The organism is Mesorhizobium hawassense (assembly GCF_003289945.1).
GTDB lineage: Bacteria > Pseudomonadota > Alphaproteobacteria > Rhizobiales > Rhizobiaceae > Mesorhizobium > Mesorhizobium hawassense.
The window spans coordinates 502,793-520,479 of sequence record NZ_QMBP01000002.1 but is presented as its reverse complement, the minus strand read 5'-3'; the positions used below and the strand labels follow the sequence as shown (position 1 = coordinate 520,479).

At 65.0% G+C, this 17,687-nt stretch carries 20 protein-coding genes; 10 read left to right on the top strand and 10 right to left on the bottom strand.

All coding sequences use genetic code 11. The annotated features are described in order from the left end of the window. The first annotated feature begins 92 nt into the window (after positions 1–92). Both grpE and DPM33_RS06775 read left to right on the top strand, forming a co-directional pair. Positions 93–725 carry a nucleotide exchange factor GrpE gene (gene grpE / locus DPM33_RS06780; RefSeq protein WP_112096608.1) on the top strand — a complete coding sequence of 211 codons (633 nt, stop codon included), beginning with the start codon at positions 93–95 and terminating at the stop codon, positions 723–725. A 115-nt stretch (positions 726–840) separates the two neighbouring features. Continuing rightward, the gene (locus tag DPM33_RS06775) at positions 841–1,473 is read left to right on the top strand and encodes a trimeric intracellular cation channel family protein (RefSeq protein WP_112096607.1); all 633 of its coding nucleotides are present in this window, start codon (positions 841–843) and stop codon (positions 1,471–1,473) included. Between the two features lie 104 nt (positions 1,474–1,577). On the opposite strand, the gene olsB is transcribed toward DPM33_RS06775, so the two are convergent. The 6 genes from olsB to DPM33_RS06745 form a co-directional block, all read right to left on the bottom strand. Then, positions 1,578–2,453: a l-ornithine N(alpha)-acyltransferase gene (gene olsB / locus DPM33_RS06770; RefSeq protein WP_167448983.1), complete on the bottom strand. Its 876-nt coding sequence runs from the start codon at positions 2,451–2,453 to the stop codon at positions 1,578–1,580. A 195-nt stretch (positions 2,454–2,648) separates the two neighbouring features. After that, complete coding sequence (locus tag DPM33_RS06765) at positions 2,649–4,928, bottom strand: hybrid sensor histidine kinase/response regulator (RefSeq protein WP_112096605.1); 2,280 nt, start codon at positions 4,926–4,928, stop codon at positions 2,649–2,651. Between the two features lie 119 nt (positions 4,929–5,047). Next, positions 5,048–6,037 (bottom strand): acrylyl-CoA reductase (NADPH), encoded by a 990-nt coding sequence (acuI, locus tag DPM33_RS06760; RefSeq protein WP_112096604.1) that lies wholly within the window; start codon positions 6,035–6,037, stop codon positions 5,048–5,050. Between the two features lie 53 nt (positions 6,038–6,090). Then, positions 6,091–6,579: a signal peptidase II gene (gene lspA, locus DPM33_RS06755; RefSeq protein WP_112096603.1), complete on the bottom strand. Its 489-nt coding sequence runs from the start codon at positions 6,577–6,579 to the stop codon at positions 6,091–6,093. 10 nt (positions 6,580–6,589) lie between these two features. Further along, complete coding sequence (locus tag DPM33_RS06750) at positions 6,590–7,450, bottom strand: TrmH family RNA methyltransferase (RefSeq protein ID WP_112096602.1); 861 nt, start codon at positions 7,448–7,450, stop codon at positions 6,590–6,592. A 1-nt stretch (position 7,451) separates the two neighbouring features. Continuing rightward, on the bottom strand, positions 7,452–8,369 hold the full coding sequence (locus DPM33_RS06745; RefSeq protein ID WP_425373475.1) for an RsmD family RNA methyltransferase: 918 nt from the start codon (positions 8,367–8,369) through the stop codon (positions 7,452–7,454). A 445-nt stretch (positions 8,370–8,814) separates the two neighbouring features. On the opposite strand from DPM33_RS06745, the gene DPM33_RS06740 reads away from it, so the two are divergent. From DPM33_RS06740 to DPM33_RS06720, 5 genes are all read left to right on the top strand, one after another. Next, positions 8,815–10,050 (top strand): RNA ligase RtcB family protein, encoded by a 1,236-nt coding sequence (locus DPM33_RS06740; protein WP_112096600.1) that lies wholly within the window; start codon positions 8,815–8,817, stop codon positions 10,048–10,050. Beyond that, positions 10,037–10,654 carry a peptide chain release factor H gene (gene prfH / locus DPM33_RS06735; RefSeq protein WP_112096599.1) on the top strand — a complete coding sequence of 206 codons (618 nt, stop codon included), beginning with the start codon at positions 10,037–10,039 and terminating at the stop codon, positions 10,652–10,654. The genes DPM33_RS06740 and prfH overlap by 14 nt, the downstream gene beginning before the upstream one ends. A gap of 52 nt (positions 10,655–10,706) precedes the next feature. Next, entirely contained in the window at positions 10,707–11,417 is a 711-nt protein-coding gene (locus DPM33_RS06730) for a helix-turn-helix transcriptional regulator (RefSeq protein WP_112096598.1), read from the top strand. 72 nt (positions 11,418–11,489) lie between these two features. Then, entirely contained in the window at positions 11,490–11,870 is a 381-nt protein-coding gene (locus DPM33_RS06725; protein WP_112096597.1) for a VOC family protein, read from the top strand. Further along, positions 11,867–12,292, top strand: coding sequence for an EVE domain-containing protein (locus tag DPM33_RS06720; RefSeq protein WP_112096596.1), 426 nt, complete (start codon positions 11,867–11,869; stop codon positions 12,290–12,292). Before DPM33_RS06725 ends, DPM33_RS06720 begins: the two co-directional genes overlap by 4 nt. 101 nt (positions 12,293–12,393) lie before the next feature. Here DPM33_RS06720 and lhpI read toward each other — a convergent pair whose 3' ends face one another. The 4 genes from lhpI to sppA all read right to left on the bottom strand — a co-directional run bounded on the left by lhpI (position 12,394) and on the right by sppA (position 15,152). Then, positions 12,394–13,356 carry a bifunctional Delta(1)-pyrroline-2-carboxylate/Delta(1)-piperideine-2-carboxylate reductase gene (gene lhpI / locus DPM33_RS06715; RefSeq protein WP_112096595.1) on the bottom strand — a complete coding sequence of 321 codons (963 nt, stop codon included), beginning with the start codon at positions 13,354–13,356 and terminating at the stop codon, positions 12,394–12,396. Between the two features lie 25 nt (positions 13,357–13,381). Next, positions 13,382–13,714, bottom strand: coding sequence for a DUF1049 domain-containing protein (locus tag DPM33_RS06710; RefSeq protein ID WP_112096594.1), 333 nt, complete (start codon positions 13,712–13,714; stop codon positions 13,382–13,384). A gap of 118 nt (positions 13,715–13,832) precedes the next feature. Then, complete coding sequence (locus DPM33_RS06705; RefSeq protein WP_027165368.1) at positions 13,833–14,117, bottom strand: integration host factor subunit beta; 285 nt, start codon at positions 14,115–14,117, stop codon at positions 13,833–13,835. A gap of 78 nt (positions 14,118–14,195) precedes the next feature. Continuing rightward, entirely contained in the window at positions 14,196–15,152 is a 957-nt protein-coding gene (gene sppA, locus DPM33_RS06700) for a signal peptide peptidase SppA (protein ID WP_112096593.1), read from the bottom strand. A 295-nt stretch (positions 15,153–15,447) separates the two neighbouring features. Between sppA and lptC the strand changes: the two genes are divergently transcribed. From lptC to lptB, 3 genes are read left to right on the top strand one after another with little or no spacing between them, the layout of a single operon-like run. Beyond that, positions 15,448–16,161, top strand: a complete 714-nt coding sequence (gene lptC / locus DPM33_RS06695) for an LPS export ABC transporter periplasmic protein LptC (RefSeq protein WP_112096592.1) — start codon at positions 15,448–15,450, stop codon at positions 16,159–16,161. Next, the gene (locus tag DPM33_RS06690; RefSeq protein ID WP_112096591.1) at positions 16,148–16,741 is read left to right on the top strand and encodes an LptA/OstA family protein; all 594 of its coding nucleotides are present in this window, start codon (positions 16,148–16,150) and stop codon (positions 16,739–16,741) included. Before lptC ends, DPM33_RS06690 begins: the two co-directional genes overlap by 14 nt. After that, positions 16,741–17,559 carry an LPS export ABC transporter ATP-binding protein gene (gene lptB, locus DPM33_RS06685; protein ID WP_112096590.1) on the top strand — a complete coding sequence of 273 codons (819 nt, stop codon included), beginning with the start codon at positions 16,741–16,743 and terminating at the stop codon, positions 17,557–17,559. The genes DPM33_RS06690 and lptB overlap by 1 nt, the downstream gene beginning before the upstream one ends. Positions 17,560–17,687: the final 128 nt, after the last annotated feature.

The window sequence follows — 17,687 nt, the reverse complement described above, 5'->3', positions numbered from 1 at the left end:
ATATCCCGCGGCTGCGCTTACCCCTTGATTTTTGGCCTCCAAACCTCGATATCGGGCGCAAATCCAGAGCAATCCGAATGACGGGAAACGCGATGAGCGACCAGGCAAAAGACGAACGCACGCCCGAAGATATGGAAGCCACCCAGGCTTCCGGCGAGCGTGCGGAAGGTGGCGTCGACGGCGACTATGAAGCGCTTGTGCGGCTGCTGAAGGAAAATGAGGAATTGAAGGACCGCGCGCTGCGCGTCGCGGCCGAAATGGAGAATCTGCGGCGGCGCACCGCGCGCGACGTCCAGGACGCCCGTGCCTATGCGGTCGCCAATTTCGCGCGCGACATGCTGTCGGTGTCCGACAACCTGCGCCGGGCGCTGGATGCGATCCCGGCCGAGGCGAAGGCCGCCGGCGACGCCGGCTTCAAGTCGCTGATCGAAGGCGTGGATCTCACCGAGCGCGCCATGCTTTCGGCGCTGGAGCGCCACGGGGTGAAGAAGCTCGCGCCCGAAGGCGAGAAGTTCGATCCGAACTTCCACCAGGCGATGTTCGAGGTGCCCAATCCGGAGGTTCCGGCCGGCACCGTCGTCCAGGTCGTGCAGCCGGGCTATTCGATCGGCGAGCGCGTGCTGCGGCCGGCAATGGTCGGCGTCGCCAAGGGTGGCCCGAAGACGGCCGCCGAGGCGAAGGTCGAGCCGGGTCCGGTGAACGAGCAGGCCGAGAAGGATGCGTGATTAGGGAATAGGCAGTAGGCAGTAGGCAGTAGGCAGTAGTAAGGGTCGTACCAATTCAGCGGCTTCGTGCTATTTTGACCTACTGCCTATTCCCTAATTCCTACTGCCTCATCCTATGAACCCCATCGCGTTGCTCGACTATGCCGGCGTCGCCGTCTTCGCGGCGACGGGCGCGCTTGCCGCATCGCGCAAGCAGCTCGACATTATCGGCTTCCTGTTTCTGGCCAGCGTCACCGGCATCGGTGGCGGTACGCTGCGCGATGTCATCCTCAACCTGCCGGTGTTCTGGGTCGCCAGCAGCGGCTATGTGCTGATCTGCGCCGTGGTCGCGGTGCTGGTCTTCTTCAGCGCCCACCGCTTCGAATCCCGCTACAAGCTGCTGCTCTGGCTCGACGCCATCGGGCTTGCCGCGTTCTCCGTGATGGGCGCGGCCAAGGGGCTGGCGATCACCGGCTCGCCGGTCGTGTCGGTCATCATGGGCGTGCTGACGGCGACCTTCGGCGGTATTTTGCGCGACTTGCTTGCCGGCGAACCCTCGGTGCTGCTCAGGCCCGAAATCTATGTCACCGCCGCCCTTGCCGGCGCCACCATCTTCACCCTTGGCGATCTTGCCGGCCTGCCGGCGCTGGCATCCAGCCTGCTCGGCTTCGCGGGCGCATTCGTGGTGCGCGGCGGTGCGCTCAAATTCGGCTGGTCGTTTCCGGCCTATAAGAGCCGGCCTGGGCGAAGGCCCGAGGATATTCCGTGAGCAATGGTGAATAGTGAATGGTGAAATAGTGAATGTTCAGTGGCGGAGTAGCAGCAGCACTGGTTGCATGCCATTCACCATTTACTATTCACCATTCACCGGCATCACGCCGCGAAGCGCTGGCCTTCGCCACCGTAGTAGTTGACGTAGCGGGCGCCGATCTCCTTGACCGGCATGACGACGAAGACGTCGACGGTCGAGAATTCGTGGTCGATGACGCAGCCGTCGCCGATGCGGGCGCCGACGCGCAGGTAACCCTTGACCAGGGGCGGCATGGCGGCGATCGCCGCCTTGGTGTTCACCGCTTCGATCGGCATCAGATCCATTGAGCAGTAGCGCCCCGGAACCGCGCGGACATCCCAGGCGGAGTCGGTGCGGCAATGATGGGCAAGATAGGTCAGCGCCTCGGCATGCGCTGCCGGCACAATGCCGTGGAAGGAAGCGCAGCCTGTCATCACACCGATGTTGTAATGATTGATGTAGGCCCAGATGCCCTGCCACAGCGCCTCGATGGTGCGCTTGGAACGGTATTCCTTGAGGACACAGGAGCGGCCCAGTTCGAGGAAGCGCTGGCCGGGGTGCCGCGCGACAAGCTTGGTCAACTCGAACTCGCCCTCGGAATAGAAGCCGCCGGCGGCCGTGGCGATCTCCTGCCGCAGCAAGCGGTAGGTGCCGACGATGCGGCGGTGTTCAGGGCCGGGGAGGGACGTGTCGAACACGAGAAGGTGATCGCAGAGCGGGTCGAAGCGGTCGGCGTCGCGCCGGTCCTGCGCCTGGAACAGGTCCTTCCGCGCGCCAAGCTCGTCATAGAATACCCGATAGCGGACTTCCTGGGCGGCGGCGATCTCGGCCTCGTTGCGGGCCAGCCGCACTTCGAGGTTGCCGATGCGGCCCAGCGGAGCACCGCTTGCGACGGCGTCGGCGGTCCGGGCGGCGAGCAGGGCGCCGCCGGCATTCGGCCGAGTGTCACATTCAGGCATGACTGTATGCACGAGTGATTCTCCTTCGAGCCATCCCTCTTGGCACGGGGATACGGTGTAGGTGCAACAGGATTGTGACAGTACCGTGATACGGCGTGGCGGGCAATACTTTGTCGGCTGGGCAATACCCTCAACCGGCTATCTTGTGACGGCCAAAGCCAAGCGACCCAAGGCTTTCAAGCGTCAAAAATTTCCTCAGGCCGCAACCTGGCCCTCGACCGCCTGGACAAGCGCGTCAGGATCGAGGGGCTTGGTCACGAAACCGCTGGCGCCGTGGGCGAGCACGGCATGCCGGGTCTTTTCCTGGCTGTCGGCCGAAAGCACCATGATGGGGATCGGCGGCATGGCCATGGATTCTTCATGGCGACGGATGGCGGCGATGGCATCCAGCCCATCCATGACAGGCATGTGCAGGTCCATCAGCACCACGTCGAAGCGGAACTTGAGGCCGGCATCGGTAACGGCATCGACCGCAGCCTTGCCGTTACCGACGATCTTGACGCGATGCCCCGCCTTGAGCAGCGTGGCGCGCGCCAGCATGGCGTTGATGTCGTTGTCCTCGGCGATCAGCACCGACAGGCCCTGATCGCGCCTGCGCGCGGAAGCGGCGCCGCGCGGCTGTGGTTGCGGCTGGGCGAGCGTCGAGCCATGGCTGGTCAGCAGCACCCGCAACAGGGTTTCGCCGCGCACGGGTCTCGCCAGAAAGGTGGCGTAGCCGCTGGCGCGGAATTCGCCGAGCATGCCGCGATCGGTCGGCGCGATCAGGGTGATGGCTTCGCAATCGACAAAGCCCGATTCGCGTAGCCGCTTGAGCAATCTGCCGTCAGCGTTTTCAAGGGCCGCGTCGATCAGGAGCACGTTGCAGCCGGCGGCAAACGGGGCGGCCTGGCTCGGCGTCGCCGCGACCTCGACGATGCCGCCATGAGCCCTGATCGTGCGGGCGATGGCATCGGCCTCGATGGCGTTCTTCGAGACGATCACCGCCCGCCGGTCGGCGAGGATGTTGTGGCGGTGCGGCGGCGGTTCGGTGGCCGCGACCGCCGGGATCTCGAGCACGAATTCGGAGCCTTCGCCGAGCCGGCTCGAAACCGAGATCGTGCCGCCCATGGCCGCCACCAGCCGCTTCGAGATGGCAAGGCCCAGCCCCGCGCCGCCATGCACCCTGGTCGAGGTGCCGTCGGACTGCTCGAACTCCTCGAAGATGCGCTCCATGTCCTTTTCACGCAGTCCCGGGCCGGTGTCGGCGACGGTGAAGCAGATGCGGTCGGTGGTGTCGGTGCGGGCGCGCGCCACGGTGAGCAGCACGCCGCCGGTGTCGGTGAATTTCACCGCATTGCCGATGAGGTTGAGCAGCACCTGGCGCACGCGGCCGGGGTCGGCTGTGATCATCTGCGGCACGTCGGGCTCGACATGGCAGCCGAGGCCGATGTTCTTGGCGAAGGCTTTCGCGGCTAGGAGCTCGATGATGTTGTCGGCGATCTCGCGCAGCGACGTCGGCTGCGGCTCGGGCTCGAAGCGGCCGGCCTCGATCTTGGAATAGTCGAGCAGGTCCTCGATGAGCGCGAGCAGCGCGCTGGCCGAGGTGGAAACAGCCCCGACATAAGTGCGCTGCTCCGGCGACAGGTCGGTGTCGGCGAGCAGCTTCGCCATGCCCATGATGCCGTTCATCGGCGTGCGGATCTCATGGCTGACGGTGGCGAGGAAGCGCGACTTGGCCTGGCTGGCATATTCGGCCCGTTCGCGCGCGGTGATCAGCGAGGATTCGGCGCGCTTGCGGGCGGTGATGTCGCGGGCGATCGCCCGGTGCGAAACCGCGCCACTGTCCTTGTCGCGCACCGACAATTCGATCCAGGAGAACCAGCGCGGCCCGCCCGGCGTGCGGATCGCGACGTCGGTTGAGCTCAGGCATTCATGATCGGAAAAGGCGGCATCGGGGACGATGCCGACGTCGATGCCGAGCTCCGACAAGGTCTTGCCGGCGAGATCGCGCGCGTCGACCTCGACGAGCGAGGCAAAGACACTGTTGGCATAGACGATATGGCCGTCTCGATCGCGGTGGACGACGAGGTCGCCAAGCGCATCGATCAGGCCGCGAAAGCGCTCCTCGCTCTCCTGCATCTCCCACATGCGGTCGGCGAGGGTCTCGATCTCGGCGCGGCTGCGGGCGGCGGTCTCGTCGAGCAGCGTCGCGGTGCGCCGCTCGTCGCGCCGGTTGCGCAGATGCATGGCAAGGCCGGCAAGAGCGGCGGCGGCGAGGCCGACGGTGACGATGATCGGCGCGCCGGTAAGATGCGCCAGACCCGCTAGAACGGCGATAGCGACGATCGTCAGGAAAGGCAGGCCTTCGTGCCTGTCGGCTGGCAAATCGGGGGCCAGCGGCGGGGCGACGAGCACCTGCCGCCTCGGCGCATCGAGGATGAGCCTGTCAGCGTCCGCGGCTTTGCTGCCCTGTCTGATGTCGGAGTCCGCGACCATCCGTAAACCATGCCAGACAGAGATTATGGAAGGCTGCGGCGGATCGTTCGAATTTTAGCGATCTTCGCGGAATCCGGGCTCCGGCCCGGACGAAACCAGCGCTCCAGAAGGGTTGTCGGCTACATATCGACGACGATGCGGCCCCTTATCTTGCCCTCGACGATGTCGCGCGCGGCAGCCGTAATGCCCTCGAAACCGATCGTGCGCGACAATGTCGACAGCTTCTTCAAGTCGAGATCGGCGCCGATGCGGCGCCAGGCCTCCAGGCGGACGGCTTTCGGCGCCATCACGGAATCGATGCCGAGCAGCGACACGCCGCGCAAGATGAAGGGCGCGACGCTCGAGGGCAGGTCCATGCCACCGGCCAGGCCGCAGGCGGCGATCGCACCGCCATAGGAGGTCATAGAAAGCACATTGGCCAGGGTATGGCTGCCGACCGAGTCGACGCCGCCCGCCCAGCGCTCCTTGGCAAGCGGCTTCGCCGGCTGGCTGAGCTCCTCGCGCGAGATTACCTCGGCCGCGCCGAGGTCGATCAGATAGGGGCTTTCGGCGTTGCGGCCGGTCGAGGCGACGACATGGTAGCCGAGGCTCGACAGGATCGAGATGGCGACCGAGCCGACGCCGCCGGCGGCGCCCGTCACCACCACCGGGCCGCGGTCCGGCACGATGCCATGCCGCTCCAGCGCCATGACGGAGAGCATCGCCGTGTAGCCCGCCGTACCGACGGCCATCGCGTCGTGCGCGCTCATGCTCTCGGGCAGCGGCACCAGCCAGTCGCCGTTGACTCGGGCGCGGCCGGCATAGGCGCCGTAGTGCGTCTCGCCGACGCCCCAGCCATTGAGGATGACATGATCGCCCTTGCGCCAGTCGGCATGCGAAGAGGAGATCACCGTGCCGGCGAAATCGATGCCAGGAACCAGCGGCCAGCGGCGCACGACAGGCGCCTTGCCGGTGATGGCCAGCCCATCCTTGTAGTTCACCGTCGTCGCCTCGACGGCAACGGTGACGTCACCCTCCATCAGATCGGCCTCGGTGAGGTCCACGACATCGACGGACTGCTTCTTCTCCGCATCGCGCGAAACGAGGATGGCCTTGAAAGTGTCTGACACGTTTTTCTCCTCGGTTCTGGCTGAAGAAACTCTGCGGCTTCAACCGCGTGAGGTCAATTGCCTGGATCCTGTGGCTTGGCTTCGCGCCGCCAGCCGATCAGTTCGTCGAAGACGACCAGCGCCGCGCCGACCGAAATGAGGGCGTCGGCGAGGTTGAACACCGCGAAGGACCAGACCGGGGTGTGGAACAGGATGTAGTCGATGACGTGGCCGTAGACGGCGCGGTCGATGAGGTTGCCGAGCGCGCCGCCGATGATCAGGGCAAAGCCGACGCGGGCGATGACATGGCTGGCCGGCGTGCGCGTGGCGAGGTAGAGCACGAAGGCGACGACCAGCACGGCGACGACCACCAGGCCGGTATCGCCGAAGGACTGGAACATCGAGAAGGCGATGCCGGTGTTGTAGGTGCGATACAGCGCCAGAAACGGCAAGAGGTCCACCTTCTCCTGGAAGGCGAGACCGTTTTCGACCAAATGCTTGATCCACTGATCGAGCGCAATGGCAATGACGACCAGCACGACATAAGGGGACCAGGATTTCACGAAGCAGTCCTCATCGAATGTCGTTGGCCGGATCGAGCTTCAATGCGCCGCGCCGGATCTCGAACAGCATAACGCCGGTGGCGACGGCCAGATTGAGCGAATCCGCCCGGCCGGCCTGGGGGATCCTCAGCAAGCGATCGCAGCTTTCGGCAAGGCTGTCCGGCAGGCCCTGCTGCTCATTGCCCATCAGCAACAGAACCGGTCCCCTGGAGAAATCGACAGACCGATAGTCGACCGCGCCTTTGAGGTGCGTTCCAGCGACAAGACCCGAAAAATCGCGCCGCCAGGCGAGAAAGGCCTGCTCTGTCGCCCTGGCGACCGGCACGGCGAAGATCGAGCCCATCGTGGCGCGCACCGTCTCCAGTGAGAACGGATCGGTGGTGTCGCCGACCAGGATGACGCCCTTGGCGCCGACGGCATCGACGGTGCGGATCACGGTGCCGAGATTGCCGGGGTCGCGCACCCGGTCGAGCGCCACCCAGACATCGCCGTCCCTGGCGCGGATGTCCGTCAGCGGCACGGTACGCTGCGCAAAGACGCCGACCACCATTTGCGGGTTTTCGCGGCGGGTGATCGCGGTCAGTACCTTTTCCGAGACTTCAAGCACGGTGCCGCCGGCGGCGACGGTGCGCGCGGCGACCTTCTCGACGGCCGCATTGCCGCGCCCGGCCTTGGCGAAGACCAGGGTCTTGATCGACCAGCCGAGGTCGAGGGCGTCGATGACCAGCTTAAGGCCCTCGGCAATGAAGGCGTTCTGCTGGTCGCGGAATTTCTTGAGCGCCAGCGCCTTGATGTCCTTGACCAGCGGATTGGCAAGGCTGGTGACTTCCTTGACCTGCCCGACCGGGCGGGCGCCGTCATGTGCGTTCATTTCAAGCCACCCAGCGCGAGAACAGCGAGGTCGATAGCGCGCGGCCTGCGGATTTCTCGCGAATGATCAGTTCGCCGGATTCGACCGTGCCGCCCATGCCGGCGAAAGTATCGCGCATCAGCGCATGGATGGCGAAGAAGGAGGCGCGGATCGAATAGGCGGTGAGAACGACGGCAAGCGGTTTCGGCGTCAGGATCGAGCGGCAAAGGTCGGTGAGGCTCGGCAGGTCCTCGAACAACTGCCAGACCTCGCCCTTCGGGCCACGGCCATAGGCCGGCGGATCGAACAGCACGATGTCGTAGCGGCTGCCGCGACGCTCCTCGCGCTCGGCGAATTTCACCGCGTCCTCGACGATCCAGCGGATCGGCTTGTCGGAAAGGCCGGCCATCTCCTGGTTCTCGCGCGCCCAGCCGATCGCCTTCTTCGAGGCATCGACATGAGTGACCTCGGCGCCGGCGCGGGCCGCCACCAGCGATGCAAGGCCGGTATAGCCGAACAGGTTGAGCACCTTGACCGGGCGCTTCGCCGCCGCAATCAGCCCCGCCATATGGTCCCAGTGCGAGGCCTGTTCCGGAAAGACGCCGACATGACGGAACGAGGTGAAGCGGCCAAGATAGTCGATGTCGTCATGCTTCATCGGCCAGGTTTCGCCGAGCGGCTGCTTTGGAAAGCGCCAGCGGCCGATGCCTTCCTCGTCGGTGTCGCCGGTGAAGATTGCGTCGGCGCGCTCCCATTCCTTCGCCAGAAGGGCTCTCTGCCAGATCGCCTGGCCCTCGGGGCGAACGATGCGGTAAGGGCCGTATTGCTCGAGCTTTTCGCCGGCGCCGCTGTCCAGCAGCGCGTAGTCGGCATTGGGCGCGACCTCGAGGATCAGCGGCAGGCGCTCGGCGGGCAACACGCCCTCACGGCGTGCCAGCACGCGCGGCGCCTGTTTGGCATCCTGTCGGTCCGCCGGGTTCGCTTCGCGGCGCTCGGACGCGGCCTGCTGCCGTCCAGCCGCAAACGCATCGCGCGGGCGGACCTGTTCCGGCCTCGCGTGCTGCGGTCGGTTATCGCGGCGCTTGTCGCGAAAAGATTTCAAGAAGGATCATCTCCGGCGGTTCGGCCCGCTTCTGCCACAGCTCAGCCCACCGGCGCAACAAAGGGTGCGATATGCCACGCTGAACCCTTCAGCCTTGCCAGGTTGCCAGGGTTGCTCTATGGGAGCGGCATTCTTGGGTTCTGGAAAGGGAGCGACAGATGACGAACATCTCCACCGCGCGCCCCTCGAGGGTTCCGGCGTAAGGCAGGTTTTGCTGTCTTGACGCCGGTCGACTGACGCCTGACGGCGTCGGATACCTGACCATTTCCAGAAGTGTTCCATCATGGGCAATTCGTTCGGGGCCATCGGCCCCTCTTCCTCTTGCGCCGCGCAAGCAGCGCAAATCCGACATTATTTCTCGCCGCAAAGCTGGATCGAGGGCGCCGCGCTCGAGCAGCTGAAATCCGTCGCGGCGCTGCCAGGCGTGAGCTCGGTCGCGGCCTTTCCGGACCTGCATCCCGGCAAATACGGCCCGACCGGGATCGCCGTCCTGTCGGAGCGGTTGCATCCGCAGCTCATCGGCAACGATATCGGCTGCGGCATGTCGCTGTTTGCGCTCGATATGCCGCTGCGCAAGCTCAAGGTCGATGGGGCGGTCGAGCGCATGGGCGAGATCGAAGCGCAGGATTGCTTCGACCCGCAGGCGGCTCTCGCGGCTTCGGGCCTTGCACCGGATCTGTTTCCGGCGGCGCTGGGCACGATCGGCGGCGGCAATCATTTCTGCGAGCTCCAGGCAGTCGAACAGCTGTTGAATGCCGGGAACGCGGAAGCCGTCGACCGCCAGGGCCTGTACCTGCTCGTTCACTCGGGCTCGCGTGGCTTGGGTGCGCAGGTGTTCGGCGAGGTCGATCATCAGGCCGCAATCGCGACCGGCCTCGATCCGGCGTCGGAAGCGGGCAAGGTGTGGCTCGGCCAGCACGATATCTGCGTTGCCTGGGCATCGCTCAACCGCGGTATGATTGCCGCGCGGGCGGCGAGTGCATTGCGTTGCGAGGCGAAGCTCGTCGTCGACGTGCCGCACAATCTGGTGCGCCGGCGAGGAGGCGGTTTCGTCCACCACAAGGGTTCCGCGGCGGTCGAGACGGGAAGCATCGCGCCGATCGCCGGCTCGCGCGCCAGCCTGAGCTATGTGGTTGAGGCGCTGGACGGGGCCGGTCCTTCGCTGGGCGGCATCTCGCATGGCGCCGGCCGCAAATACGACCGCGCGACCATGCATGGCCGTGTCGGGCGCAACAGGTCGGAACGCGAGGCTTTGCTCCGCAACGCCTGGGGCGGGCAGCTGATCTGCGGCGACCGCGATCTGGTCATCGAGGAGGCCGCAACCGCCTACAAGGACGCGGGTCAGGTGGTCCGCGACCTTGCCGATGCCGGGCTCGTCTCGCCGCTGGCGGCGATGAAGCCGCTAGTGACGTACAAGAAGGCGGTCGACGGCAGCGTCGACCGCACGCGTGCAAAGCCGGGCCACGCCTATCGAAGTGATCGAGGGCGTGACAGGGGAGGTCGCCATGAGCGCGGTTGACCTCCTCGTCACCTCCGGCAGCGGCCCGGTCGAATGCCGCATCGCGCTGATGGCGCTGGTTCGCATCATCGAGGCGGAATGCGGCCAGCGCGGCTGCGCGGCCGAAGTCGCCTTCGGCCATGCACCCGATCGCCACGGCGCGAAATCGGCGCTGATCAGCCTGGAAGGCCAGGGCGCCAATGCCCTGGCGGCGGAATATTGCGGCTCGGTGAAGTTCATCTTCAAGAGCCAGGTGCGCCCGGGCCACAAGCGGCAGAACTGGTTCGTCGGGGTGAAGCGGGTGGATCTGGCCGACACGCCGGAGGCCGGACCGGCGATCGCGGCAGGCGAGGTACGCTTCGAAACACTTCGCGCCGGCGGCCCAGGCGGCCAGCACCAGAACACCACCGACAGCGCCGTGCGTGCGGTTCATTTGCCGACCGGCATCGTGGTGGTCGCGCGCAGCGAGCGGTCGCAGCACCGCAACAAGGCGATCGCTTTGCAGCGGCTCGCGGCGATGCTGCGCGTGCTGGCCGACCGCGAGGTCGCGGCGTCGAAAACGGAGCTCTTCATGGCAAACAAAGCGCTGGAGCGCGGCAATGCCGTGAAGGTTTTCCGCCTTTGAGAGCAGAGGGCGCGGCTTCCGGTCGCGCCCTCGAGTCTCTATCGTAAACGCGATGTCCCGTTCGGAACGCCTGCTCGACCTGATCCAGATACTGCGCCGCCACCGACGGCCGGTGAGCGGCCATACGCTCGCGGACGAGATGGGCGTGTCGATCCGCACGCTCTATCGCGACATCGCGACGCTGCAGGGGCAAGGCGCGCCGATCGAAGGCGAGGCCGGGCTTGGTTATGTGCTGAAGCCGGGCTTCATGCTGCCGCCGCTGATGTTCACCGACGAGGAGATCGAGGCGATCGTGCTCGGCTCGCGCTGGGTGGCAAAGCAGCCGGACAAAAGGTTGGCCACTGCCGCGACGGATGCGCTGGCAAAGATCGCGGCGGTGCTGCCGGACGATCTGCGCGAGGATCTCGACGCGACGACGCTGCTCGTCGGGCCGCGTTCGGAAAGCGCCGAAGCCATCGACCTCGGTGTCGTGCGGCAGGCGATCCGCGACGAGCATAAGCTCGGCTTCCTCTATCGCGATGCCGGCGGTTCGGCTTCCGAGCGCCTAGTCTGGCCCTTCGCCCTCAGCTTCTTCGACAAGGTGCGGGTGATGGTGGCATGGTGCGAGATGCGCCAGGATTTCCGGCATTTCCGCGCCGACCGGATGTCCGGCCTGACGGCCACCGCCATCCGCTATCCGCGCCGCCGGCAAGTCATGCTGAAAGAGTGGCGTGCGACGCTCGGCGCGCCCGGCCAGAACGGCGCGACGGAAACTTCTGGCTGATCGCTGCTGCCAGAATTTGACAGTGGTCGTGCGTATGGTCACCAAGGTTCAGACAGACTTTGGAGATCAGATATGACCACGCCGAATTTCGTCATCCTCTATGTCGACAGCCCGGAAAAGAGCGGTGCGTTCTACGCCTCGTTGCTTGGACACGAGCCGGTCGAAGCCTCGCCGACCTTCGTGATGTTCGTGCTCGACAAGGGCTTCAAACTTGGCCTGTGGTCGCGTCATACGGTTGAACCTGCCGCGGCGGCAGCACGCGGTGGCGGCGAGCTGGTGCTCGCGGTCGAGAATGCGGCGGCGGTCGATGCCACGCATGCGGGTTGGATCGGCAGAGGCCTGAACATCCTGCAGGCGCCGACCGATCTCGATTTCGGCCGCACCTTCGTCGCGCTCGATCCCGACAACCATCGCCTGCGCGTCTACTGGCCGTTCGAGGGAGTGCAGGGATGAGCGCCTCCTGGGTCGCCGTCGCATCGGCCGAACATGTGCGGATCGGCCGCAAGAATGGCTTCATGCAGGTCAACCACGGCAAGGCGGCGCCGCTCCGCCGCATCAAGCCGGGCGACGGCATCGTCTACTACTCGCCGAGCACCGTGCTCGGCGAGAAGGACGGGCTGCAATCCTTCACGGCGATCGGAACGGTCCGGCAAGGGGACGTCTATGAGGGCGTCATGGGCGGTGGTTTCACGCCCGCGCGGCGCGACGTCGACTGGTGCGACGCCAGGGAAGCACCGATCAAGCCGCTGCTCGACAGGCTGGACTTCACCGCCGGCAAGCCGAGCTGGGGCTACCAGCTGCGCTTCGGCCTGCTCGAGATCAGCGAACGTGATTTCCGGCTGATCGGCGAAACGATGGACGCCAGATCAGGATGACGTTTCGGTGAATCGTCATCCTGATCTAACTCTTCGTTGGATCATGACCCCGAAAACCGGTTCCCACTTTTCGGGATCATGCTCAAGGCTGGAGACGGCTGCTACTTGAGCGCCTTGTAGACGGCGATGCCGGCGGCGAGGTCTTCGAGCGCGGCGCCGACCGACTTGAAAAGGGTGATCTCGCTGTCGTTCTGCCGGCCCTGCTTCTCGCCGCGTGCAAGCTCGTGCAGGTCGGCGATGATCGCGTCCGGCTTCAGCACGCCGGAGGCCAGCGGCTGGACGATGTCGCCAGCCTCCTTGGTGGCGCCGGCGCGGGTGTCGACATAAACACGGGCGCGCTTGATCGCGTCGTCGTCGCTCTCGCGCATCGTTGGTGTGAAGCCGCCGACGAGATCGACGTGCGCGCCGGGCTTCAGTAGCGCGCCCTTGACCAGCGGCGTGCTCGAGATCGTCGCCGAGGCGACGATGTCGGCCTCGGCAAGCTCCGCATCGAGATCGCCGGCGGCACTTGCCGGGAGGCCTTCGGCGCGCAAGGCGGCGGCGACCTTTTCGGCGTTGGCCGGCGTGCGGTTCCAGATGCGGATGGAGGTGATCGGCCGCACCGCCGAATGCGCCTTGGCGAGGAAGGGCGACAGCGCGCCGGCGCCGATCACCAGAAGCCGCGAGGCATTCTTGCGGGCGAGATAGGAGGCAGCGAGCGCCGAGGCGCAGGTCGTGCGCCACTGCGTCAGCCGCTGGCCGTCGATCAGCGCCTGCGGCTCGCCGGTGACGCCGTCGAGCAGAAGATAGAGGCCCATCACCGCCGGCTTGCCGATGGCGTTGTTGTCAGGCGACACGGTGACGATCTTGACGCCGATATGGCCGCCCGCGGAAGTCCCCGCGGCGTTGAAGTCGGTCCAGGCCGGCATCAAAAGCAGGGTCGAGGCGGCGCCATCCGGCCGCTCGACGCCATGGTGGTGGCGAACCGGCTGCACGGCGCCATCGCGGAATGCAGTGCGCAATGTCTCGACCAGACCTGGAAAGGTCAGCGCGCGGTCGACCTCGTCGGCCGAAATGGTCAGCATCGATGGCTCCCTGGGCGCTGTTTGGTCAGTTCGTCGGCTTGGGCAGCGCCGGCCCCTTGGGCGCCGCCGGCGCACGGCTCACCGCCTGACGCAGGTTTTCGGCTTCGAGACCGCGCTGGCGCGCGAGCTTGCGGTAGCGGCCCTGCTTCACCCAGGTGGCCATGCTGCCGACGATCATGCCGACGGCCAGGGCCAGGAACAGGAAGATGAACAGCGGCAGGTTCAGCGTCAGCGCGGGGTTGCCGGGATGGAACGGATCGAGCGTCAAGGCGACGGAGCCGCGATTGGCGACGGCGAGCGCGATCAGGATGATGGCCAGCGGCACGAAGACCACGACGAGGATGAAGCGATTGAACATCAGATCTCCACTGAGAGGCTTCTTGAAGCGCGCATGTCTTTGTCCCGAAAACCGGTCTCCACTTTCGGGAGACATGCTTTGAGCGCCGAGACGCCGTTTCAACCCGCCGGCGCGGCGCCTATTTGCCGCCGTTCAGCCTTTCGCGCAACTCCTTGCCGGTCTTGAAGAACGGTACCCACTTCTCCTCGACCTCGACGGACTCGCCGGTGCGCGGGTTGCGGCCCGTGCGGGCGGGGCGGTTTTTCACCGAAAAGGCGCCGAAACCGCGCAGTTCGACCCGGTTGCCCTCGGCAAGCGCGTCGGTGATCTCGTCAAAGATCGCGCCGACGATGTTCTCGACGTCGCGCAGGAAAAGGTGCGGGTTGCGTGCAGCAATGATCTGCACAAGCTCCGATTTGATCATAGAACGTTCCCCGTAAAACCACTGCTATCGATTATCAGGATGATTTTTATTGCTTTTTTGGCTCGTACCAACGGCGCCTCAAGGGTGCCAGACCGAAACGAGACCGTCAAGAAACAAGCGGTCGGCGCCAAGCTCGTGGATGACATCGCCGCCGGCATCCGGCAGGCCGAGCGCCTTGGCGGCCACTTTTGCCATCGACTGCGAGAACAGGAAACCGCCATGCCGGTCCTTATCCTTCCATTCGACGACCTTGAGCTTGCCGTCCACGCCCTTGGTCGCCAGCCAGTCGATCGCCTCCTGCTCGCCGCCGACGGCGTCGACGAGATGGTTGGCCAAAGCCTGGCGGCCGGTGAAGATCGAACCGTCGGCCAGGGCAAGCGCCTGGTCATACGTCATCTTGCGGCGGTCGGCGACGATGCCGACGAACCAGTCGTAGCTGTCTAGGATCAGCTTGCGTACCATGGCGCGCTCGTCGTCATTGGTCGGCTTGAAGGGCGACGGCGAAGCCTTGAGCGGCGATGATTTCACTTCCTCCAGCTTGATGCCGAGCTTGTCCATCAGGCCGCTGACGTCGGGATACTGGATCAGCACGCCAATCGAACCGACAATGGAGGTCTTGCGGGCAACGATATGGTCGGCGGCACTTGCGATCATATAGCCGGCCGACGCCGCCAGAGTGCCGACTTCGGCCACAACCGGCTTGTCGCCGGCAAGCTTGCGCACGGCCTCGAAGATGGATTCGCCGCCGACCGTGGTGCCCCCGGGCGAATCGATCGACAGGATGACGCCCTTGACCTCCGGCGAGGTGCGGATCGCCTCCAGCCTTTTGAGCAGTTCCTCATCCTCGGTGATGGTGCCTTCGATCTTGACCTTGGCTATATGGGGCACCGCGCTGCCGGTAAAATTGTCGTCATAGAACCAGGTAGAGAAGGCGATGACCGCGGCCGCCAGAACCACAAATGCTGCCACGCGCCAGAAGGTCAGCTTGCGGCGCAAGCGGCGGCGGTCGATCAGGTCGTCGGCTCTCATTGCCATTCTCAGCCTCATGGGTCGTGGGAAAGCACGCTTTTAAAGCAAGCCTTTGCGCGCGGCTACCGTTTCCTGAAAGGCCCGGCTTCGAGCTTCGGCGTTGACTCCGACCTTTGACGAAAAATTAACGCAAGCAGTTCGTATCTGCTATGAAGTACAGGCCGAGCCGCAAAATTGCTCCCGATTTTGCGGGCGGCAGCCGTCACATTTTTGCAGTTTTCGTTCGCTTGTGCTTGCTTGTAGGTGTCGGCATACCACCTATAGGCGGTGTTTGGGCGGACAAAGGTCCATTAGAAAAGTCATGTTGGCGCGATCTGACGAAACGAGCGATGCCGAAACGGTATCGGCTGCCGCGACCGAAGGCGGCACGCGTGGCGAGGCTTTCAACCGCGCGCAGCGGCACTCACGCCGCGTGCGCGTGCTGAAATTTGCCGTGCCGCTGCTCGCGGTCGCGATTGCCGTCGCCTTTCCGGTCTATTCCTACCTCAAGGCGCCCGTGTCGATCTCCGTGCAGGCTGACGGCACGGCGTTTTCGGACGGCAAGCTGGTGATGGCCAATCCGAAGCTCAACGGCTTCACCAAGCAGAAGCTGCCCTATTCACTGACGGCGACCAGGGCGACGCAGGATGTCGGCCAGCAGGCCGTCATCGACCTCGATGGCATCAACGCCAAACTGCCCGTCGCCTCCGACAACATCGTTTCGGTAGATGCCGCGCACGGCATCTACAACCGCGACGCCAACACGATGGACCTCACCAGCGAGGTCAGCGTCACGACGACGGACGGCCTGGTGGCGAAGTTCAAATCGATCTTCCTAGACATGGGCAAAGGCTCTATGAAGACGAGCAATCCGGTCGACGTCAGCCGTGGCGGTTCGCGCATCACCGCGGATTCGATGTCGGTCGAGGACAATGGCAGGCTCGTGGTCTTCGAGAACCGGGTGCGGGTCAACATCGATCCAGCTGCGCTGAAGGCAGCGGGGGTGAACAGTGGAGAACAGAATGCGTCGCAGTAAATCCGCATGGCTTCTGGGCGCTGCTTCCGCATTGCTGTTTCTGGGAACGGCGCATTCGTTCGCGCAATCGAGCGCGACCAGCCAGATCCCGGGGCTGAAGCTGTCGGGCGACCAGCCGATCCAGATCGAGAGCGACAAGCTCGAGGTCCGGCAGGCCGACAGCATGGCCGTGTTCAGCGGCAATGTGACCGTCAATCAGGGGCCGACCCTGCTCAAGGCCGGCAAGATGACAGTTTACTACGTCAAGGATCCCAAGGCCGACAAAAGCGCGGCGGCCGGCGCGTCGGCGATGACGGGTGCCGCCAACATCGACCATCTGGAGGTCGAGAACAAAGTCTACATCAAATCGAACGACCAGATCGCCACCGGCGACACCGGGAAGTTCGACATGAAGACGCAGGTGCTGGTGCTTTCGGGCAAGGAAGTGGTTCTGTCGCAAGGCGACAACGTGCTCAAGGGCTGCAAGCTCACCGTGCAGATGAAGAGCGGCCTCGGCAATGTGGAAGGTTGCCCTCGCGTCATCATGATGTTCAAGCCGCAGAAGCAGGACGCGCAGCAGCAGGGAGCGTCGAGCAACTAATGGCCGGCGTAACATCGCTGCTTGCCCGTCTTCCGGGGCGGGCGGCCGCTCGGCCGGCTGCGTCGGCGACGGTCGGCGCCGACAAGGAAAAGTTCAAGGGCACCCTGATCGCCAAGGGCCTGACCAAGAGCTACAAGGGCCGCAAGGTGGTGAGCGGCGTCACGATTGGCGTGCGCGCGGGGGAGGCGGTCGGCCTGCTCGGTCCCAACGGCGCCGGCAAGACCACCTGTTTCTATATGGTCACCGGCCTCGTGCCCGTCGACGAAGGCTCGATCGAGATCGACGGTTTCGATGTCACCTCGATGCCGATGTACCGGCGCGCCCGTCTTGGCATCGGCTATCTGCCGCAGGAAGCGTCGATCTTCCGCGGCCTGAATGTCGAGCAGAATATCCGCGCAGTATTGGAAGTGGTCGAAAAGGATCGCAAGGTGCGCGAACGCAACCTCGACGAACTGCTCGAGGAATTCCACATCAGCCACCTGCGCAAGGCGCCGTCGATGTCGCTGTCGGGCGGTGAGCGGCGGCGCCTCGAGATCGCGCGGGCGCTGGCGACGCGGCCGGCCTATATGCTGCTCGATGAGCCCTTCGCCGGCATCGATCCGATCGCCGTCGCCGATATCCAGCAGCTGGTGCGCCATCTCACGGCGCGCGGCATCGGCGTCCTGATCACCGACCACAATGTGCGCGAGACGCTCGGCCTGATCGACCGCGCCTACATCATCCATGCCGGCCAGGTGCTGACGCATGGCCGGGCCGACGAGATCGTCGCCAATGCCGATGTGCGGCGTCTCTATCTCGGCGAGGGTTTCACGCTCTGAGCGTGAAATACGTTTCCCTGGGGTGAATTTCGACTGGTTTGGCGCGAATTCTGCACCAGATAACGCTCCGGTAAGCCGCTCCTGCTAGCGTTTTCCTTGACAAGCAAAAGCCGGGCCAGTTTTTATGA